Raw genomic sequence first — 15,419 nt, 5'->3', positions numbered from 1 at the left:
CCCCCCCCCCCCCCCCTCCCCCCCCCCCCCCCCCCCCCCCCCCCCCCCCCCCCCCCCCCCCCCCCCCCCCCCCCCCCACCACCCGGCCGTCAGGCCTTCGGCGTGAGCTTCAGCAGCCGTGCCTTGCTGCCGTCTTCCAGCAGCCACAGCGCGCCGTCCGGGCCCTGTTCCACTTCGCGGATGCGCTCGCCCATGTTGAAGCGTTCGGCCTCGCGCGCGCTGTCGCCGTCGAAGGCAACCCGCACCAGCGAGGTGGACGACAGCCCGCCGATGAAGGCGCTGCCCTTCCACTGCGGGAACAGGCTGCCGCTGTAGAACATCAGGCCGGCCGGGGAAATCACCGGGTTCCAGGTCACCTTCGGTGCGGCGAACTCCGGGCGGGTGTCATGGTCGGGAATCGGACGGCCGTCGTAGTGGTCGCCGTTGGACACGATCGGGTAGCCGTAGTTGGCACCGCGCACGATCAGGTTCAGCTCATCGCCGCCGGCCGGGCCCATCTCCTGCGCCCACAGCTTGCCATTGGCATCGAAGGCGATGCCCAGCACGTTGCGGTGGCCGAGCGACCACACCTGCGCGGCCACACCGCCCTGCGAGGCGAACGGATTGTCGGCCGGCAGGCTGCCGTCGTCGTTGAGGCGGATGATCTTGCCCAGGTTGCCGCTCATGTCCTGCGCAGGATCGAACTTCTGCCGTTCGCTCGAACTGATCCACAGCTTGCCGTCCGGGCCGAAGGCCAGGCGGTGGCCGTAGTGGCCTTCGCCACTGACCTTCGGCGTCTGCCGCCAGATCACCTTCAGGTCCTTCAGCTGGCCGCCACCGTTGGCATCGAGGGCGAGGGTGGCACGGGCCACGGCCGCGCCGCGCGTGTCCAGCGTGCCTTCCTCTGCGTAGCTGACGTACACCACATGGTTGCGGGCGAAATCCGGATGCAGGATGACGTCACCGAACCCACCCTGGCCGCCGTAGGCGACCTTCGGCACACCGGTGATCTCATGTTTCTGGCCGCTGGCCAGGTCCAGGTGCTGCAGCTTGCCGCGCTTTTCGGTGACCAGCAGGCTGCCATCGGGCAGGAAGGTCATCGCCCACGGCTGGTCGAACCGGCTGACCTCGGTGGCGGTGAAGGGACGTTGGTCTGCGCTGGCCGCGGCGGTCGCCGGGGCCTTCTGGCCAGACGCATCAGGGCCGGCCGCGTTGCAGGCGGTGGTGGCGAGGATCGGCAGCAGGCCGAGGGCGAGCAGCAGGGGCGTGCGGGTCATGGGTATCTCCAGCGGAAGGGGATGCGGATGGCCAGGCTCTCCCTTGTATACCACCGGGGCGGTGACGGTCGTGGCCCGAAGGTCCTGCTCCCCCCTGTGCGGCATGGCGCGGATCGTCTAGGGTGTTGTCGCCCGGGCAAAGCATTGCCCGCCTGTCTGCCAAGGACCTGCAATGAACGCACCCCTCATCCATCGACCCTCGCCCGCCTTCATCGCCGCCTCGTGGGTGGCCCTGCTGCTGGGCGCGGTGGCCTACCTGGTCGGCCTGTTCAATGCCGAGATGCCGCTGAACGAGAAGGGCTATTACCTGACCCTGCTGCTGTTCGGCCTGTTTGCAGCGGTATCGCTGCAGAAGAGCGTGCGCGACCGCGTCGAGGCCATTCCGGTGAGCGGCCTGTACTACGCGCTGTGCTGGTTCGCACTGCTGTCGGCGCTGTTGCTGCTGCTGGTCGGCCTGTGGAACGCCACCCTGGTGCTGAGCGAAAAGGGCTTCTACGGCATGGCATTCGCGCTGTCGCTGTTTGGCGCGGTGGCGGTGCAGAAGAACACCCGCGACCTGATTGCCGCCAACGCGGCCGAGCCCAAGCGTGCTTCGTCGATCCCGCCGCTGCCGGAACAGGAATGACCGGCTGAGGTAGCGCCGAGCGCCTGCCCGGCCCAGGCCTGCAACGCAGAAGGCGCCGAGCAGGGGCTCGGCGCTACTGTGGCTGCATCAATCAACAGCTGTAGGGGTCAACCGTGGCGCGTCAGCCGCGGATCGGCCACATGGGCTTCATCCCAACCGCGGCGGATAGCGGCGCGGGCCTGATCCCATTCCAGGCGGCTCTTGCCGCGCTCCGTCGCCCAGCGGGACTGCAACTCCGCTTCGACCTGTTCGTAGGCGCGGATCACCTGATCGGCGCGGGTTTCGTTGAAGCGTGCTGCGTGGCCGATCTGATAGGCCGGCTCGTAGTCATCGAACAGCAGGCTGGCGTCGTAATACGGTTCGGCGCTGTAGCGGTCGCGCCAGTAGTCGGAAATGGCCTCGCGCGGGGTGCTGTCTTCCGGCACGCGACCGGGGATCTGGTAATCGGGGCTCATGGACAGAAGGCTCCGTAGTGGACGAAGCCTGATCGTGCCCATCGGCCGGTTAACGCGCCGGACCGGCAGCGTGATCGGCAGGTCAATCAGCAGCGGCATCCTTGCGCGGCAGCTTGTAGATCACCGCGCCAACGGCGAAGGCGACCAGCGCTGCGACGATGTTCTGCCAGCTGGCACTGGCAAACAGGGCCACGCACAGCAGCAGGGCCAGCACCGGAATCAACGGGCCGCCAGGCAGCTTCAACGCGCCGGGACGGTCGGCATAGCGCTTGGCCAGTACCAGCACTGCGGCGGCCGTGCCGATGTAGGCGAACAGGCGCGTGGTCATCGACAGCAGTGCCAGCTGCACGAACGACCCGGACAGCGCCAGGCCGAGGGCGATCAGGCCCTGGCAGAAGATCGCCGCGGCCGGGGTACGGAAGCGCGGGTGCACCTGCGCCAGCACCTTCGGGCCGTAGCCATCGCGGGCCAGGGCGAACAGGAAGCGCGGGCCCATCATCATCGTGTTGCTGTTGGTGCCGAGGATGGAGATGGTCGCGCCCACGGTGAGGATCAGCGCCAGCGCCTCGCCGCCGAAGCTGGAGGCCGCATCGGCCAGTGGCGTGGCCGAGTTGGCCAGGCCGGGCAGCGTGCCCTGCGCCACGATCTGCACCGCCGCGTAGATCACGGTGACGGTGACGATCATGGTGATCAGCGCGAACGGGATGTCGCGGCGTGGGTTGCGGTATTCACCGGCTGCGGCCGGAATGTTCTCGAACCCGGCGTAGGCATACAGCAACAGCAGCGCCGCCTCGCCCATGCGCTGCAGGTCGTGCGGGTCCGGGCGCTTGCCGGAGAAGGCCAGCTGTGGGTCGATGTAGAACGCGCCGATGGCCACGAACAACAGCAGCGGCAGCATCTTGCCGATCACCAGCACGATGCCGGTGCGGGCGGCCGAACGCACGCCGATGATGTTCACCCCGGTGAGGAAACCGAGCGAGACAACGATGATCGCGATACGGCCCATGCCTGCGCCTGCCCACGGCCAGAACCGCGCCACAGCGTCGGCCAGCGCATTGCTGAGCGCTGCGGCCGAGCTGATGCGGGTCAGCCAGATCATCCAGCCGATCTCGAAGCCGGCGAAGCGGCCGAAGGCTTCGCGCGCGTACAGGTAGCTGCCACCGGGTTCATCGAAATAGCTGGCCGCCTGCGCGTAGCACAGCACCAGCAGGGCGACGACGATGCCGGCGGCGACCACGCCCCACAGGCTGAAGGGGCCGAGCAGGGCGACCGTGGCCGCCGGCAGCAGGTAGATGCCGCTGCCGACCACATCGTTGATGGACAGGCCGACGATCTGCCAGCGGCTGACCGCGCGTTGCAGTTGGGGTTCGTCGGCGGCGCTCAACGTACGGCCCCTTCAAGCGCGGGCAGTTTCCACTGTGCCTGCAGGCGCTGGTATTCGGCCCTTGGCAACAGGACGAAGCGTGGCGTGTCCTGCGGGCGCAGCCAGTCCAGCAACGCCTGCATGCGCACCTCTGGCATCGCAGTGCAGCCAGCGGTGGCCTCGCCGGGCTGGCGCCACAGATGGGCGAAGATGCAGCTGCCCTTGCCGGGTTGGTTGTCCGGGTTGTGCGCGATCACGAAGCCTTCCCGGTAACGCACGTCGCCCTGGTTGTGCAGGTCCAGCCGCATCGGTTCGGTGGAACCGGCTATGGCGGCGCTGCCCACCTTCTTCGCATCGACGATGCGGTTGTAGAACGGCGATGCTGGCACGTCCATGCAGTAGCTGCTCTCGAGCATCGGCTGATAGGTCATTGCCGTGCCGGGCCGGGTGATGGCATAGCCGAACGCGCTGCCCAGCGCGAACACACCGGCCGGACTGCGGCCATCGCCTTCCTGTTTCTGCGGACCGTCGGTCTGGGCAGGATGCAGGCCCAGGCCCCAGGCACTGCCGGTGCGACCCAGCGCCACCGGGAAGGCCTGGCCGTGCCTGCGCCAGTGCTTGCCGTCGCGCACGAAGGCCTGCAGCTGGCCCTGCGTGCTGTCCCAGGTCTCGCTGGTGACCACGATCAGTTGGCGAGCGTTGTCCAGTGGGGCAGCGTGGAGAGCAGCTGCGGCAACGAGCAGCAGCGCGGCAGATGCAAGGCGGGCCAGCAGCAGGTTCATCGGGCGCTCCGGTCAGGAATCCAGCAGGTGGTCGATCCGTTCCAGGTTCACCGCCAGCTGCTGCTGGCGATCCGGATTGGCGTGGCAGAGCAGCACGAACAGGAAATCGAGCAGGGCATGCATGGCGCTACGGTACAGCAGCTGCGCCACCTGCGGCGCGCGGTCGTGTGCGCACACCACCAGTGCTGCATCGGCATGCGCACGCAGCGGGTTGGCGGTGTGGCGGGTGATCGACACCACCTTGCCGCTCATGTCCTGGAACTGGCGCGACAGCTGCGAAAGCTGTGGCAACTTGCCGAACTCGGAGAACATCAGCAGCACATCGCCCGGGCGCGCGGCGGACAGGTTGGCCAGCATCAGGATCGGATCGGTATGCGGCACCACCAGCAGGCCGAGCAGCGACAGCCGCATGGCGAATTCGCGCGCGTACAGGCCATCGTCACCGAGGCCATGCACAAACAGCTTGGGCGCGCCGTCGAGCAGCTGCACGATGCGCTCGATCTCCTCGCGTGGGTTGGCCTGGCGGGTTTCTTCCTCGGCCTGGGCCTTGCTGCGGCGCAGGGCGTCGCCCAGGCGCAGGTAGTCATCGCTGATGTCCGGTTCGGCGGGCGCCTGCTGTGGGTCGGCACCGGCGCGGGCGACGTCCTCGCCGATGGAATATTTCAGGTCCGGGTAGCCCTTGAAGCCGAGCTTCTGGCTGAACTTGACCACGCTGGACTGGCTGATGCCCAGCGCGCTGGCCAGCTGCTGCGAGGAGTAGTCGCGCAGCAGGTGCGCGTTGTCGAGGATGAAGTCGGCGATGTGGCGTTCGATGGCCGACATATGCCCGCGCTCGGTGCGGATTTTCAGCAGGGGCGGCATGCGGGGCGTCCGGGTATGTGTAGGCGCGTTGCGGTTGGCTGCGTAGAGCGGATTATGTGGTGGGTCGGGCGGGTGCCAGCCGCGAAGGGGGTACGGAGTGGGGCAAAAGCAGGAGCAAGGACATCCACGCATGGCGTGGATCTACCCGGAGCTGCAGTTGAGTCCGCCTTCAAGCGAGCCGAGCACCGCAGGTCCGGCGAGGGCGAAGAGGCGCGGGTGTCTGAGCGCAGCGAGTTCCGCGCCGTCCCTCGGCGGACCGAGGAGCGCAGGGCACCGGCGTGCGCAGCACGTCGGCTCGCGGCCGGCGGAGCGTTTCTTTTGGTTACTTTTCTTTTCGCGAAAAGAAAAGTAACGCCCGACCCAACGTCAGTTGTACGCCAAGCCAGCCGCAAGGCAGAAATCAACCCAGCATCTCCAACCCCCGCACTTCGGTGATGCCCAACCCCGGCACATCGCTGATGCTGATCTCCGACTCGTTGAAGCGCACCCCGCCGCTGACCGGATCGAACTGCCCCAGCGAGGGACCATCCAGGTCGACCTTGGTGATCACATCGCTCTTGGCTACCGCCAGGTGCACCGCTGCAGCCACGCTGATGCTGGATTCGATCATGCAGCCGATCATGCACGGCACGCCGTAGATGCCGGCGATGTCGGCAATGCGGATCGCGTTGGACAGGCCACCGGTTTTCATCAGTTTGATGTTGATGATGTCGGCGGCGCGCTGCTGGATCAGGTCCATCACCTGGCTCGGGCTGAACACGCTCTCGTCGGCCATCACCGGGGTGTTGACCCGATCGGTCACGTACTTCAGGCCGCTGATGTCGGCGGCCTTGACCGGCTGCTCCAGCAGTTCCAGCACCACACCTGCATCTTCCAGCGTGCGCATCGCATGCACCGCCTGCTTGGCGGTCCAGCCCTGGTTGGCATCCAGGCGCAGCAGCGCGCGGCCTTCGACGGCGGCATGGATCGCCTTGACCCGCTCGATGTCCACGCCGATGTCCTTGCCGACCTTGATCTTCAGCGACTCGAAGCCGCGTTCGATCGCCGACAGCGAATCGGCCACCATCTTGTCGATGTAGTCCACGCTGATGGTGATGTCGGTGGTGATCACCGGGTCGCCACCACCGAGCATCTGGTACAGCGGCGCGCCATGCAGCTGCGCCCACAGGTCGTACAGGGCGATCTCCACCGCCGCCTTGGCGCTGGTGTTGCGCTCCATCGCGGTCTGCACCAGTGTGCACAGGCGGTTGAGGTTGACCACCTCCTGGCCGATCAGGCGCGGGGCGATGAAGTGCCGGATCGCTTCGATGATCGAGCCGTGGGTATCACCGGTGATCACCGCGGTGGCAGGCGCCTCGCCGTAGCCGGTGTGGCCGCTGTCGGTGCGGATCAGCACCACCACGTCCTCCACGGTTTCCACCGTGCGCAGCGCGGTCTTGAAAGGGGTCTTCAGCGGCACGCGCAGCATGCCCAGTTCGATGGCGGTGATCTTCATTCAGGGGTTCTTGGCACGCAGGCGTTGGATGTTGGTGATGCGATCGATGTAGCGGACGCTGTCGCTGGCCATCATCGGCTCCAGCGGGGTGACCGATACGCCATTGAGGTGGGCCTGCACACGCTTGCCGTCGGCGCCGAACCAGCTGCCGCCCGCGGTATCGTGGATCACCCAGGTGCGGCCATCGACGTGGCCGATGGCCATCATCACGTGGCCGGGGATGTAGACCAGGTCACCCACCTGCAGATCGGTGACGGCGCGGTCGCGCACGGCCTTGCCGTCCTTGGCGGTGAACGGCAAGCGGTCCAGCGCGGGACTGACCGCCTGTGCGCTGGTATTGCGTGGCAGCAGCACGCCGAAGCTGCGGTAGATCTCCGATACGAATCCACTGCAGTCGCGGGTGTCGTAGTCGTGGCCCCAGCCATAGCGCTCGCCGAGGAACTTGAACGATTGCTGCAGCAGCAGGCGCGGGGTCAGCGGCAGGTAGTCGGCGGCGGTGTCCTGCGAGCGCGGCAGCAGCGCCGGCACCAGCTTCAGGCGGCCATCGGCCTCGCGCACCGGCAGCTGCACCACCCACGAGGCGTGCGCCTGTTGCCCGTTCACTGGCTCGGCGGCGGGCCAGTCGGCCAACACCGGCAGGCGCACGCCCATGTCCAGCTGCAGGCGCGATACGCGCGGTTCCTCGGGTGTGTAGGCGGTGTGCGCTGTGGCGGCGGTGACGACGCGGTACGGGCCCTTCGCGCCGTAGCCGAGCACCGTGGCCTTGTCACCGCTGGCCACCGCGTCGGCTTCGATCCATGCGCTGTAGCGCTCGCTGTGCACGAACAGCCAGCGGCCGTCGGTGCTGCGGTGGACGACGGCAACCTTGTCGCCGGGGAACAGTGCCGACTCCTGGAAGCGGTCGATGTCGGTATCGCCGACGGTGCTGAAGACACGCTGGCGGGTGGGGAAGGTGCGCAGCGCAGCGCGCTTCACCACCAGGGCGTAGTCCGGCGACACCTGCGACGGAACTGCGTCGAGACCGAGGTTGGCTTTGATCGCGCTGCGCACGTCCGGTGCGATGGCGCGGCCCTTGTCGTCATACAGCGCCCGCGTGGGCCAGCTCGACAGCGTGGTGATGCTGTCACGCACCTGTGCCGCGCTGAGCTGCGCAGGCAGGGTGGCGATGTCCTGGATGTGCTTGTCCTGCGCGCGCATCCGTGCGTTCTGCGCCTCGATCTGCGCGCGGTCCAGGATAGGTGCGTCGGCATTGTCCAGCCGTGCCGCCCAGTAGTCCGCGGTGAGGTAGGCCTCGTGCAGGCCGATCACGTAAGGCAGCGGGGCGCCGGGGTCGGGTACAGGCGTGGCCGCCTGGGTGAATGCGGGTGCGCCCAGCAGGCCCAGGGCCAGTGCCAAGGTCAACCGGTGCGGCCAGTGCCGACGCGGTTCGCGGGAAGCCAGGATCATGCGCTGAACACCCTCCTCGAATGCCTGTTGGAATATTTATTCCTTTCGGCCCCGAAAGCAAGAATAAATTATTGACCGGTCTTCCGGCCCGTGTTACACAGCCGTTACCACCCGCGCTTGGGAAGTGTCGCTGTGGATCCTGCCGTTCGCAAACCGTCTCTGCCTGCCGCTGCCGGCCTGTGTGCCGCGCTGCTGCTGTGGGCGTCGGCGGCACCGGCCGCGGATCCGCGCAGCGCCACTGAACGCGAACGGGAAACCCAGCTGATCGATCTGGTCGACAGCGGTCGTTTCAGCGATGCCGATGCGTTGCTGGCGACCGCAGGCGATGCTGCCGAAAGCGCGTTCCAGCGCGAGCGCATGCGCCGCATCAAACTGGATTTCTCCCTTGACCAAGCCGCTGCCAAAGCAGCGGTACGCCGCTGGATTCCCGACCTGACCGACGAGGAATTCGCGCGCTGGGACCAGCTTGGCCTGATCGAGCATCTCGACATCGATGGCACGCGCTGGTACTTCAAGCGCGCACCATCAAACCTGTTCCTGCTCAGCGATGAAGCGCGTGCACGCCGCCGCGCGGATGCGCCGATGCCGGCGCCGGGCCCCAACGAGGTGCTCAACGCGCATCACGCGCGCGTGGTTGCCGCCGCCGAACAGAGCGGCATGGCATCCGTGCTGCCGCAGCGCATCGAATTCACCCAATCGTTGACGGTCAAGGCGGATGCCGTACCGGCCGGCGAAACCGTACGTGCCTGGATTCCGTACCCGCGCGAGATTCCCGGCCAGCAGGAGCGCGTGCAGTGGATCGGCAGTGCACCAGGCAAGGCTCGAGTCGCCCCGGCCAGCACCCAGCAGCGCACCGCCTACCTGGAAGCCAAGGCGGTGGCCGGGCAGCCGACGCACTTTGAAATCCGCTATGCGGTGACAATCTTCGCGCGCCACGCGGCAATCGATGCGACGAAGGTGCAGGCCACGCCGGATGATCCAGCATTGAAGCCCTATCTGGCCGAGCAGCTGCCGCACGTGCGCTTCACCCCGGCGCTGAAGCTGTTCTCCGACCAGGTGCTGCAGGGCGAGACACGCCCGTATGAAGTGGTACGCAAGCTGTTCGCCGCGGTCGACCGCATTCCATGGGCCGGTGCGCGCGAGTACTCGACCCTCAGCAACATCAGCGACTACGCGTTGCGCGCCGGTCATGCCGATTGCGGGCAGCAGACACTGCTGTTGATCGCCCTGCTGCGCATGAACGGCATTCCCGCGCGCTGGCAATCGGGCATGGTGTTCTCCGACGATGGCAGCGGCTACAACAACCTGCACGACTGGGGCCAGGTCTACCTGGCGCCCTATGGCTGGCTGCCGATGGATGTGACCACCGGTGCGCTGGCCAGCGACACGCCCGCGCTGCGTGACTTCTACCTCGGTGGCCTTGATGGCTACCGCATCGCCTTCAACGACGATTTCGGCCAGGCGTTCGTGCCGGCCAAACAGCACTACCGCTCGGAAACGGTCGACTCGCAGCGCGGCGAGGCCGAGTGGTCAGGCGGCAACCTGTACTTCGACCAATGGAGCTACGACTTCCAGTGGCGGGTACTGCCAGCCGGGCAACGCTAGCGCGACACACCACCCCACCACCATTCAATTCTTGCAGGAGAGAGCAGGGGATGAAGGCTTACAACATCAAGCGGGCGGCCTTGTGCGTCGCCCTCGGCGCGTGTCTGGGCATCATGCTGCCCACCACGGCCATGGCCCAGAACGTGTCGGGTGCCGTTGCCGGCCGCGCCACCGCGGGCGACCAGATCACCGTCGTCAATGCCGGCACCGGCCTGACCCGGACGGTCACCGTCGGTGCCGACGGCAGCTACCGCCTCGGCCAGCTGCCGGTGGGTGACTATCGGCTGCAGCTCAGCCGCGATGGCCAGACCCTGGGCGAACAGGTGGCGGTAAGCGTCGCTGTCGGCGGCACCACGACCGTCAACCTGGCCAGTGGCGGCGGCGTCACCAACCTCGATGCACTGCAGGTGGTCGGTACCCGCGTGATCAACCGGGTGGACGTCTATTCCACCGAGACCTCATTCAACATCAACCGGCAGGAAATCTCACGGCTTCCGGTGGCACAGGATCTGTCCGCCGTGGCGCTGATGGCACCGGGCGTGGTCGGCGGCAACTCCTCGTTCGGCGGCCTGTCCTTCGCCGGTTCCTCGGTGGCCGAGAACGCAGTCTTCATCAACGGCCTCAACGTTACCGACATGTACACGCGTCGCGGCTTCAGCACGGCCCCGTTCGCGTTCTTCAATGAATTCCAGGTCAAGACCGGCGGCTACTCGGTCGAGTTTGGCCGTTCAACCGGCGGCGTGATCAACGCGGTCACCCGCTCGGGCAGCAACGAGTTCAAGGGCGGCGTGGAAGTCACTGCCGAGCCCAGCGCAGGGCGCTCAAGCGGCGGTGACCATTTCCATCGCGACGGTACGCCGCATTCCTATGGCAGCCGCGACAACAACTCGTTCCTGAAGACCAATGTCTGGGGCTCTGGGCCGATCATCAAGGACAAGCTGTTCCTGTTCGCCATGTACGAGGACCGCAACGACCGCGGCCACAACACCTCGTCCGATGGCAGCACCTGGTTCAAGAACAAGTCCGGCAATGGGTTCTGGGGCACCAAGCTGGACTGGAACATCAATGACAACCACAGCCTGGCGCTGCTGGCATTCTCCGATGAAGGCGATGTCACCAATGCGTCCTACGCCTACGACTGGGATGACAACCGCCTCGGCGACTGGGGCGGTGATTCGATCACCGAGACTGGCGGCAAGAACTGGTCAGCCACCTACACCGGTCACTTCGGACAGAACTTCACCGCGCGCGCGATGGTCGGCCAGAACAACCAGCGCGCCTTCACCAACTCGTCGCTGGACCAGGCCTGCAGCCCGGTGTTCACCGACAGCACCTATGGCACCCGTCTGTCCAAGCTGCAGGGCCTGCGCGCCGGCTGCCATCCGACCGGGACCGCCGTGGCCGAGCGTGATGACACACGCGACGTGGCGCGCCTGGACTTCGAATGGCAGCTGGGAGACCACCTGCTGCGCTTCGGCGTTGACCGCGAGCTGATGACCACCGACCAGACCACCCGCTATCCCGGGCCGACCGCCTTGAGCTACACCGCCTACGTGGCGCGTCCCGGGGATGAAGTGTGGGACGGCGCCAATGCCTACGTGCCGGCCGGTGTCACCGAGATGCTGCGTGCGCGCAACCGGCAATCCGGCGGCAAGTTCGAGACCGAAGCCAATGCCTTCTACCTGGAAGACATCTGGAACATCACTCCGAACCTGATGCTGAACCTTGGCGTGCGTTGGGACCGCTTCGAAAACCGCACCGCCGCCGGCAAGGCGTTCATCAAGATGGACGATCTGATTGCGCCGCGGGTGGGCTTCTCGTGGGACATGAAGGGCGATGGCAGCACCAAGCTGTTCGGCAACGCGGGTCGTTACTACCTGCCGGTGACCAACAACATCAACGTCAACTTCGCCGGCGGCCTGACCGACGAGTACAGCTACTACGTGCTTGAGGGCTGGGAACGGAAGACCTCGCCTACCGGTTCGGCGTACATGGCGCCGGTCATCGGACAGCAGATCGGGCCGACCGACACCCGCATGAACACCGGCGGTGCCGACCTGCGGCAGAGCGTGGACAAGGACCTGAAAGCGGTCTACCAGGACGAGTACATCCTCGGTTTCCAGAACATGATCAACCAGGCCTGGTCGTGGGGCGTCAACGCCACCTACCGGCGCATGACCCGCGCACTGGATGACATCCGCATCAACTACACCCCGTGCGGACCGACGCCGAGCACGTTGTGGCCGATCGCGAACCCGGGCGAGAGCCTGACCATCTGGGGCGACAAGAGCATCGGCTGCGCCAACGAAGGCTGGATCACCATCGATACCGCCAACAGCGGCTATCGCAAGGGCGGCAGCGGCGAGGTGATCGGTTATTCCAAGCCGAAGCGTACCTACAAGGCGCTGGAATTCCAGATCGATCGCGCATGGGACGAGAAGTGGATGCTCAACGCGTCCTACCTGTGGTCCAAGAGCGAGGGCAATTTCGAAGGGCCGGTGAACTCCGATACCAACTACGGCGACACCGGCATGGTCCAGTTCTGGGATCACCCGGCTACCAATGAACGTTATGGCGTGCTGTTCAATGATTTCCGTCACCAGTTCAAGCTGCGCGCGGCGTATGCGCTGAACAAGCAGTGGTCGTTCGGCACCACGTTGCAGGTGCAGTCCGGCGGCCCGATCACCGCTTATGGCGTCATGTGGCCGAACGATTCGATCGCAGGTGGCAGCACCTCCAGTGAGGGCAGCGGTGGTGGCACCGGCTGGCTGTGCGTGGCCAACTGCTCCGGCCCCTATGACAAACGCCAGTTCGAATACAGCCCGCGTGGTGCCTTCGGTCGCCTGCCGTGGACTTGGACCATGGGCGCGAACGTGACCTGGCGCCTGCCGGTGGAGGGCATCGACCTGAGTGCCCGGCTGTCGGTGTACAACATCTTCAACAACCAGAAGACCATCAACGTGCACCAGCGTTACGAAGCCCAGCCTGGCCAGTACCGCGAGAACACCTTCGCTACCGGTACCCGCTGGCAGGCGCCGCGCTACACCCAGCTGGTGGTGACCTGGAACTTCTGATCGACGAGGATGCGCAGGGCCGGGCGTCGCCCGGCCCTGCCAATGGAGACCGGCCGTGTATCGCCTGCTGACCTTGGCCGCGTTGCTTGCCGCCACCGCCCCAGCAGGGGCGGTGGACACCGCACGCCTGGACGCCGACATCGCCTTCGTGGGCCAGCACGAGCACCTGCCGGGGCTGGCGATGGCGGTGGTCGAGGATGGCCAGGTGGTCTATCGCCACACCGAAGGCGCGCGCGGTGACGGCGGCCGCATCGACGAAGACACGCTGTTCAAGATCGCCTCCAACAGCAAGGCGATGACCGCCGCGCTGCTGGCCACGCTGGTGGAGCAGGGCAAGCTGCGCTGGGACGACCCGGTACGCCGCCATCTGCCGGCGTTCCGCATGCATGACCCGTGGGTGGGCGAACACCTGCAGGTGCGCGATCTGCTGATTCACAACAGCGGCCTCGGCCTGGGTGCCGGTGACCTGATGCTGTGGCCTGAGCCCAATGCCTTCACCCGCAGCGATGTCATCGCCGGGCTGGCACACCTGAAGCCAGTCACCAGTTTCCGCAGCGGCTACGCCTACGACAACCTGATGTACGTCGTTGCCGGTGAGGTGGCTGCGGCCGCCGGTGGCAAGCCGTATGACCAGCTGATGCGCGAGCGGGTGTTTGAACCGCTGGGGATGACCCGTTGCCAGGTGGGCGCATGGTCGGTGAAGCAGGTCGGCAATGTCGCCCAACCGCATGTGCGTCGCGATGGCCGCAATGTGGTGGCCGGTGCCGATGGAACGCTCAGCCCCGATCTGACGTCGATGGCGGCCGGTGGCATCCGCTGTTCGCTGCGCGACATGACGCGCTGGATGCAGGTGCTGCTGGACCCGGCGCTGGCACCGGCGTGGTTGAGCGCCGAGCAACGCCGCATGCTGTGGACGCTGCACATGCCGATGCCGTTAGGCGAACGCCAACGCAAGTGGGACAACGCCCACTTCTATGGCTATGGGCTGGGCTGGCGGGTGTCGGACATGGATGGGCAGTGGAAGGTCGCGCACACCGGTACGCTGTCGGGCATGTATTCCTCGCTGGCGCTGCTGCCGGATCGCAAGGTCGGCGTGGTGATGCTGATCAACGGCGAGGCCGAAGAAGCCCGCACCGCGTTGATGCAGTCGACGCTGAAACAGTTCACCGCGCCGGATGACGCGCAACCTGTGGGGTACTACCTGGCCGAGCTGAAGGCCGATCAGGCCGCGCGTGCCGCCACGGGAAGTCGTGCACCCTCTACCCGGGCTGCCCGACCGGCTGCAACCACCGATCTGGCGCATTGGCAGGGGCGTTACCGCGATCCCTGGCTTGGCCCCGCGTCGCTATGCCCCACCAGCAATGGCCTGCGCTTCAGCGTGGACAAATCGCCCGCGCTGCAGGCAACAGTGAAGCAGTTGGAAGGGCGCTGGCTGTTGCAGTGGGATACGCTGGAACCCTCGGCACAGGCGTGGCTGAATCCCGATGCAGGCACGCCGACGCTGGAGCTGCGCGCCATCGATCCGGAGATCGACTTCAGCTATGACTTCCAGGACCTGCATTTCACTCGTACTGGCGATTGCCCTGGCAGCGGCGGCGCACGCCGCTGAGCCGCCGCGCATCTCGCCCGCCACCGACGTCACTGCGGCGGGACTGGTGGAGATCCGCACGCTGTCGCCGCGCATCGAGATGGACATCCGCTACGCCGGTGCCAACAACTTCACCGCTGCGCGTGTGCCCGGCTATGAGGCGCCCGCGTGTTATCTGCTGGCGCCGGTGGCAAAGGCGTTGGCTGCTGTGGAAGCCGACCTGCGCGCGCAGGGTTTTGGCTTGCGTCTCTACGATTGCTATCGCCCGGTGCGCGCGGTGCAGGCGTTCATGGCCTGGGTAAGTGATCCGCAGGAACAGTCGCGCAAGGCGCTGCAGTATCCGGATCTGGACAAGCCGCAGCTGCTGAGCGACGGCTACATCGCCGAGCGCTCCGGCCACAGCCGTGGTGCCACCGTGGATCTGGGCCTGCTGGATTGCCGCAGCGGGCGCTGTACGCCGATGGACATGGGCACCGACTTCGATTTCTTCGGCCCGCGCGCGCATACGCAGACGCCCGACCTGAATGACGCGCAGAAGGCCAACCGCCAGCAGCTGGTACAGGCGATGGCACGGCGTGGTTTCGCCAACTATGCGCAGGAGTGGTGGCACTACACGCTGCAGCCCGAGCCGGACCCCGGTACCGCCTACGACGTGCCAGTGCGGTAAGGGGGGTGTCGGCAGGGCTGCGCCCTGCACCCGCCGAATCGACGGCAAAAGCAAACAGCAAAAGCTACAGCAACAGCAGAAGCGGGCTATCCGTGGGATGGCGGGGTGGGTCCGGTTGCGGGGGCCGCTGCAAGTACGTCCCTGTAAGCTCGGTCGCGCCATCCATGGCGCTCACGCCCCCGCAACCGGACCCACCCCGCCT

Annotated in this window: 12 protein-coding genes; 5 read left to right on the top strand and 7 right to left on the bottom strand. The window is 66.5% G+C overall.

Going from position 1 to position 15,419, the window contains the following annotated elements:
• Positions 1-89 precede the first annotated feature (89 nt).
• Positions 90-1,256, bottom strand: coding sequence for a PQQ-dependent sugar dehydrogenase (locus tag AC3WTC_RS19925; protein WP_059065755.1), 1,167 nt, complete (start codon positions 1,254-1,256; stop codon positions 90-92).
• Positions 1,257-1,428: 172 nt separating this feature from the next.
• On the opposite strand from AC3WTC_RS19925, the gene yiaA reads away from it, so the two are divergent.
• The gene (gene yiaA, locus AC3WTC_RS19920) at positions 1,429-1,881 is read left to right on the top strand and encodes an inner membrane protein YiaA (protein WP_025878247.1); all 453 of its coding nucleotides are present in this window, start codon (positions 1,429-1,431) and stop codon (positions 1,879-1,881) included.
• 107 nt (positions 1,882-1,988) lie between these two features.
• On the opposite strand, the gene AC3WTC_RS19915 is transcribed toward yiaA, so the two are convergent.
• The 6 genes from AC3WTC_RS19915 to AC3WTC_RS19890 all read right to left on the bottom strand — a co-directional run bounded on the left by AC3WTC_RS19915 (position 1,989) and on the right by AC3WTC_RS19890 (position 8,283).
• Positions 1,989-2,336 carry a hypothetical protein gene (locus AC3WTC_RS19915; protein WP_492712371.1) on the bottom strand — a complete coding sequence of 116 codons (348 nt, stop codon included), beginning with the start codon at positions 2,334-2,336 and terminating at the stop codon, positions 1,989-1,991.
• A gap of 82 nt (positions 2,337-2,418) precedes the next feature.
• Positions 2,419-3,720, bottom strand: a complete 1,302-nt coding sequence (locus tag AC3WTC_RS19910; RefSeq protein WP_492712370.1) for an APC family permease — start codon at positions 3,718-3,720, stop codon at positions 2,419-2,421.
• Entirely contained in the window at positions 3,717-4,481 is a 765-nt protein-coding gene (locus AC3WTC_RS19905) for a L,D-transpeptidase family protein (protein ID WP_025878244.1), read from the bottom strand. Before AC3WTC_RS19905 ends, AC3WTC_RS19910 begins: the two co-directional genes overlap by 4 nt.
• 12 nt (positions 4,482-4,493) lie before the next feature.
• Complete coding sequence (locus tag AC3WTC_RS19900) at positions 4,494-5,342, bottom strand: MurR/RpiR family transcriptional regulator (RefSeq protein WP_492712368.1); 849 nt, start codon at positions 5,340-5,342, stop codon at positions 4,494-4,496.
• A gap of 400 nt (positions 5,343-5,742) precedes the next feature.
• The gene (locus AC3WTC_RS19895) at positions 5,743-6,837 is read right to left on the bottom strand and encodes a dipeptide epimerase (protein WP_025878242.1); all 1,095 of its coding nucleotides are present in this window, start codon (positions 6,835-6,837) and stop codon (positions 5,743-5,745) included.
• The gene (locus tag AC3WTC_RS19890) at positions 6,838-8,283 is read right to left on the bottom strand and encodes an SH3 domain-containing protein (RefSeq protein ID WP_492712366.1); all 1,446 of its coding nucleotides are present in this window, start codon (positions 8,281-8,283) and stop codon (positions 6,838-6,840) included.
• Between the two features lie 132 nt (positions 8,284-8,415).
• On the opposite strand from AC3WTC_RS19890, the gene AC3WTC_RS19885 reads away from it, so the two are divergent.
• From AC3WTC_RS19885 to AC3WTC_RS19870, 4 genes are read left to right on the top strand one after another with little or no spacing between them, the layout of a single operon-like run.
• The gene (locus AC3WTC_RS19885) at positions 8,416-9,888 is read left to right on the top strand and encodes a transglutaminase-like domain-containing protein (protein WP_492712365.1); all 1,473 of its coding nucleotides are present in this window, start codon (positions 8,416-8,418) and stop codon (positions 9,886-9,888) included.
• A 50-nt stretch (positions 9,889-9,938) separates the two neighbouring features.
• Entirely contained in the window at positions 9,939-12,962 is a 3,024-nt protein-coding gene (locus AC3WTC_RS19880; protein WP_223494066.1) for a TonB-dependent receptor, read from the top strand.
• Between the two features lie 55 nt (positions 12,963-13,017).
• Entirely contained in the window at positions 13,018-14,571 is a 1,554-nt protein-coding gene (locus AC3WTC_RS19875; RefSeq protein WP_492712362.1) for a serine hydrolase domain-containing protein, read from the top strand.
• Entirely contained in the window at positions 14,504-15,217 is a 714-nt protein-coding gene (locus AC3WTC_RS19870) for a M15 family metallopeptidase (protein ID WP_059065765.1), read from the top strand. Before AC3WTC_RS19875 ends, AC3WTC_RS19870 begins: the two co-directional genes overlap by 68 nt.
• The last annotated feature ends 202 nt before the right edge of the window (positions 15,218-15,419 follow it).

This window comes from Stenotrophomonas sp. FW305-C-20-S1, assembly GCF_058783335.1.
This window is presented reverse-complemented; position numbering and strand designations above follow the sequence as displayed.

Excerpts from the sequence above, each read along its gene's own strand:
- AC3WTC_RS19890 (WP_492712366.1), bottom strand. The coding sequence starts at position 8,283 with ATGATCCTGGCTTCCCGCGAACCGCGTCGGCACTGGCCGCACCGGTTG.
- AC3WTC_RS19905 (WP_025878244.1), bottom strand. The coding sequence starts at position 4,481 with ATGAACCTGCTGCTGGCCCGCCTTGCATCTGCCGCGCTGCTGCTCGTT.
- AC3WTC_RS19925 (WP_059065755.1), bottom strand. The coding sequence starts at position 1,256 with ATGACCCGCACGCCCCTGCTGCTCGCCCTCGGCCTGCTGCCGATCCTC.
- AC3WTC_RS19880 (WP_223494066.1), top strand. The coding sequence starts at position 9,939 with ATGAAGGCTTACAACATCAAGCGGGCGGCCTTGTGCGTCGCCCTCGGC.
- AC3WTC_RS19895 (WP_025878242.1), bottom strand. The coding sequence starts at position 6,837 with ATGAAGATCACCGCCATCGAACTGGGCATGCTGCGCGTGCCGCTGAAG.
- AC3WTC_RS19870 (WP_059065765.1), top strand. The coding sequence starts at position 14,504 with ATGACTTCCAGGACCTGCATTTCACTCGTACTGGCGATTGCCCTGGCA.
- AC3WTC_RS19900 (WP_492712368.1), bottom strand. The coding sequence starts at position 5,342 with ATGCCGCCCCTGCTGAAAATCCGCACCGAGCGCGGGCATATGTCGGCC.
- AC3WTC_RS19915 (WP_492712371.1), bottom strand. The coding sequence starts at position 2,336 with ATGAGCCCCGATTACCAGATCCCCGGTCGCGTGCCGGAAGACAGCACC.
- yiaA (WP_025878247.1), top strand. The coding sequence starts at position 1,429 with ATGAACGCACCCCTCATCCATCGACCCTCGCCCGCCTTCATCGCCGCC.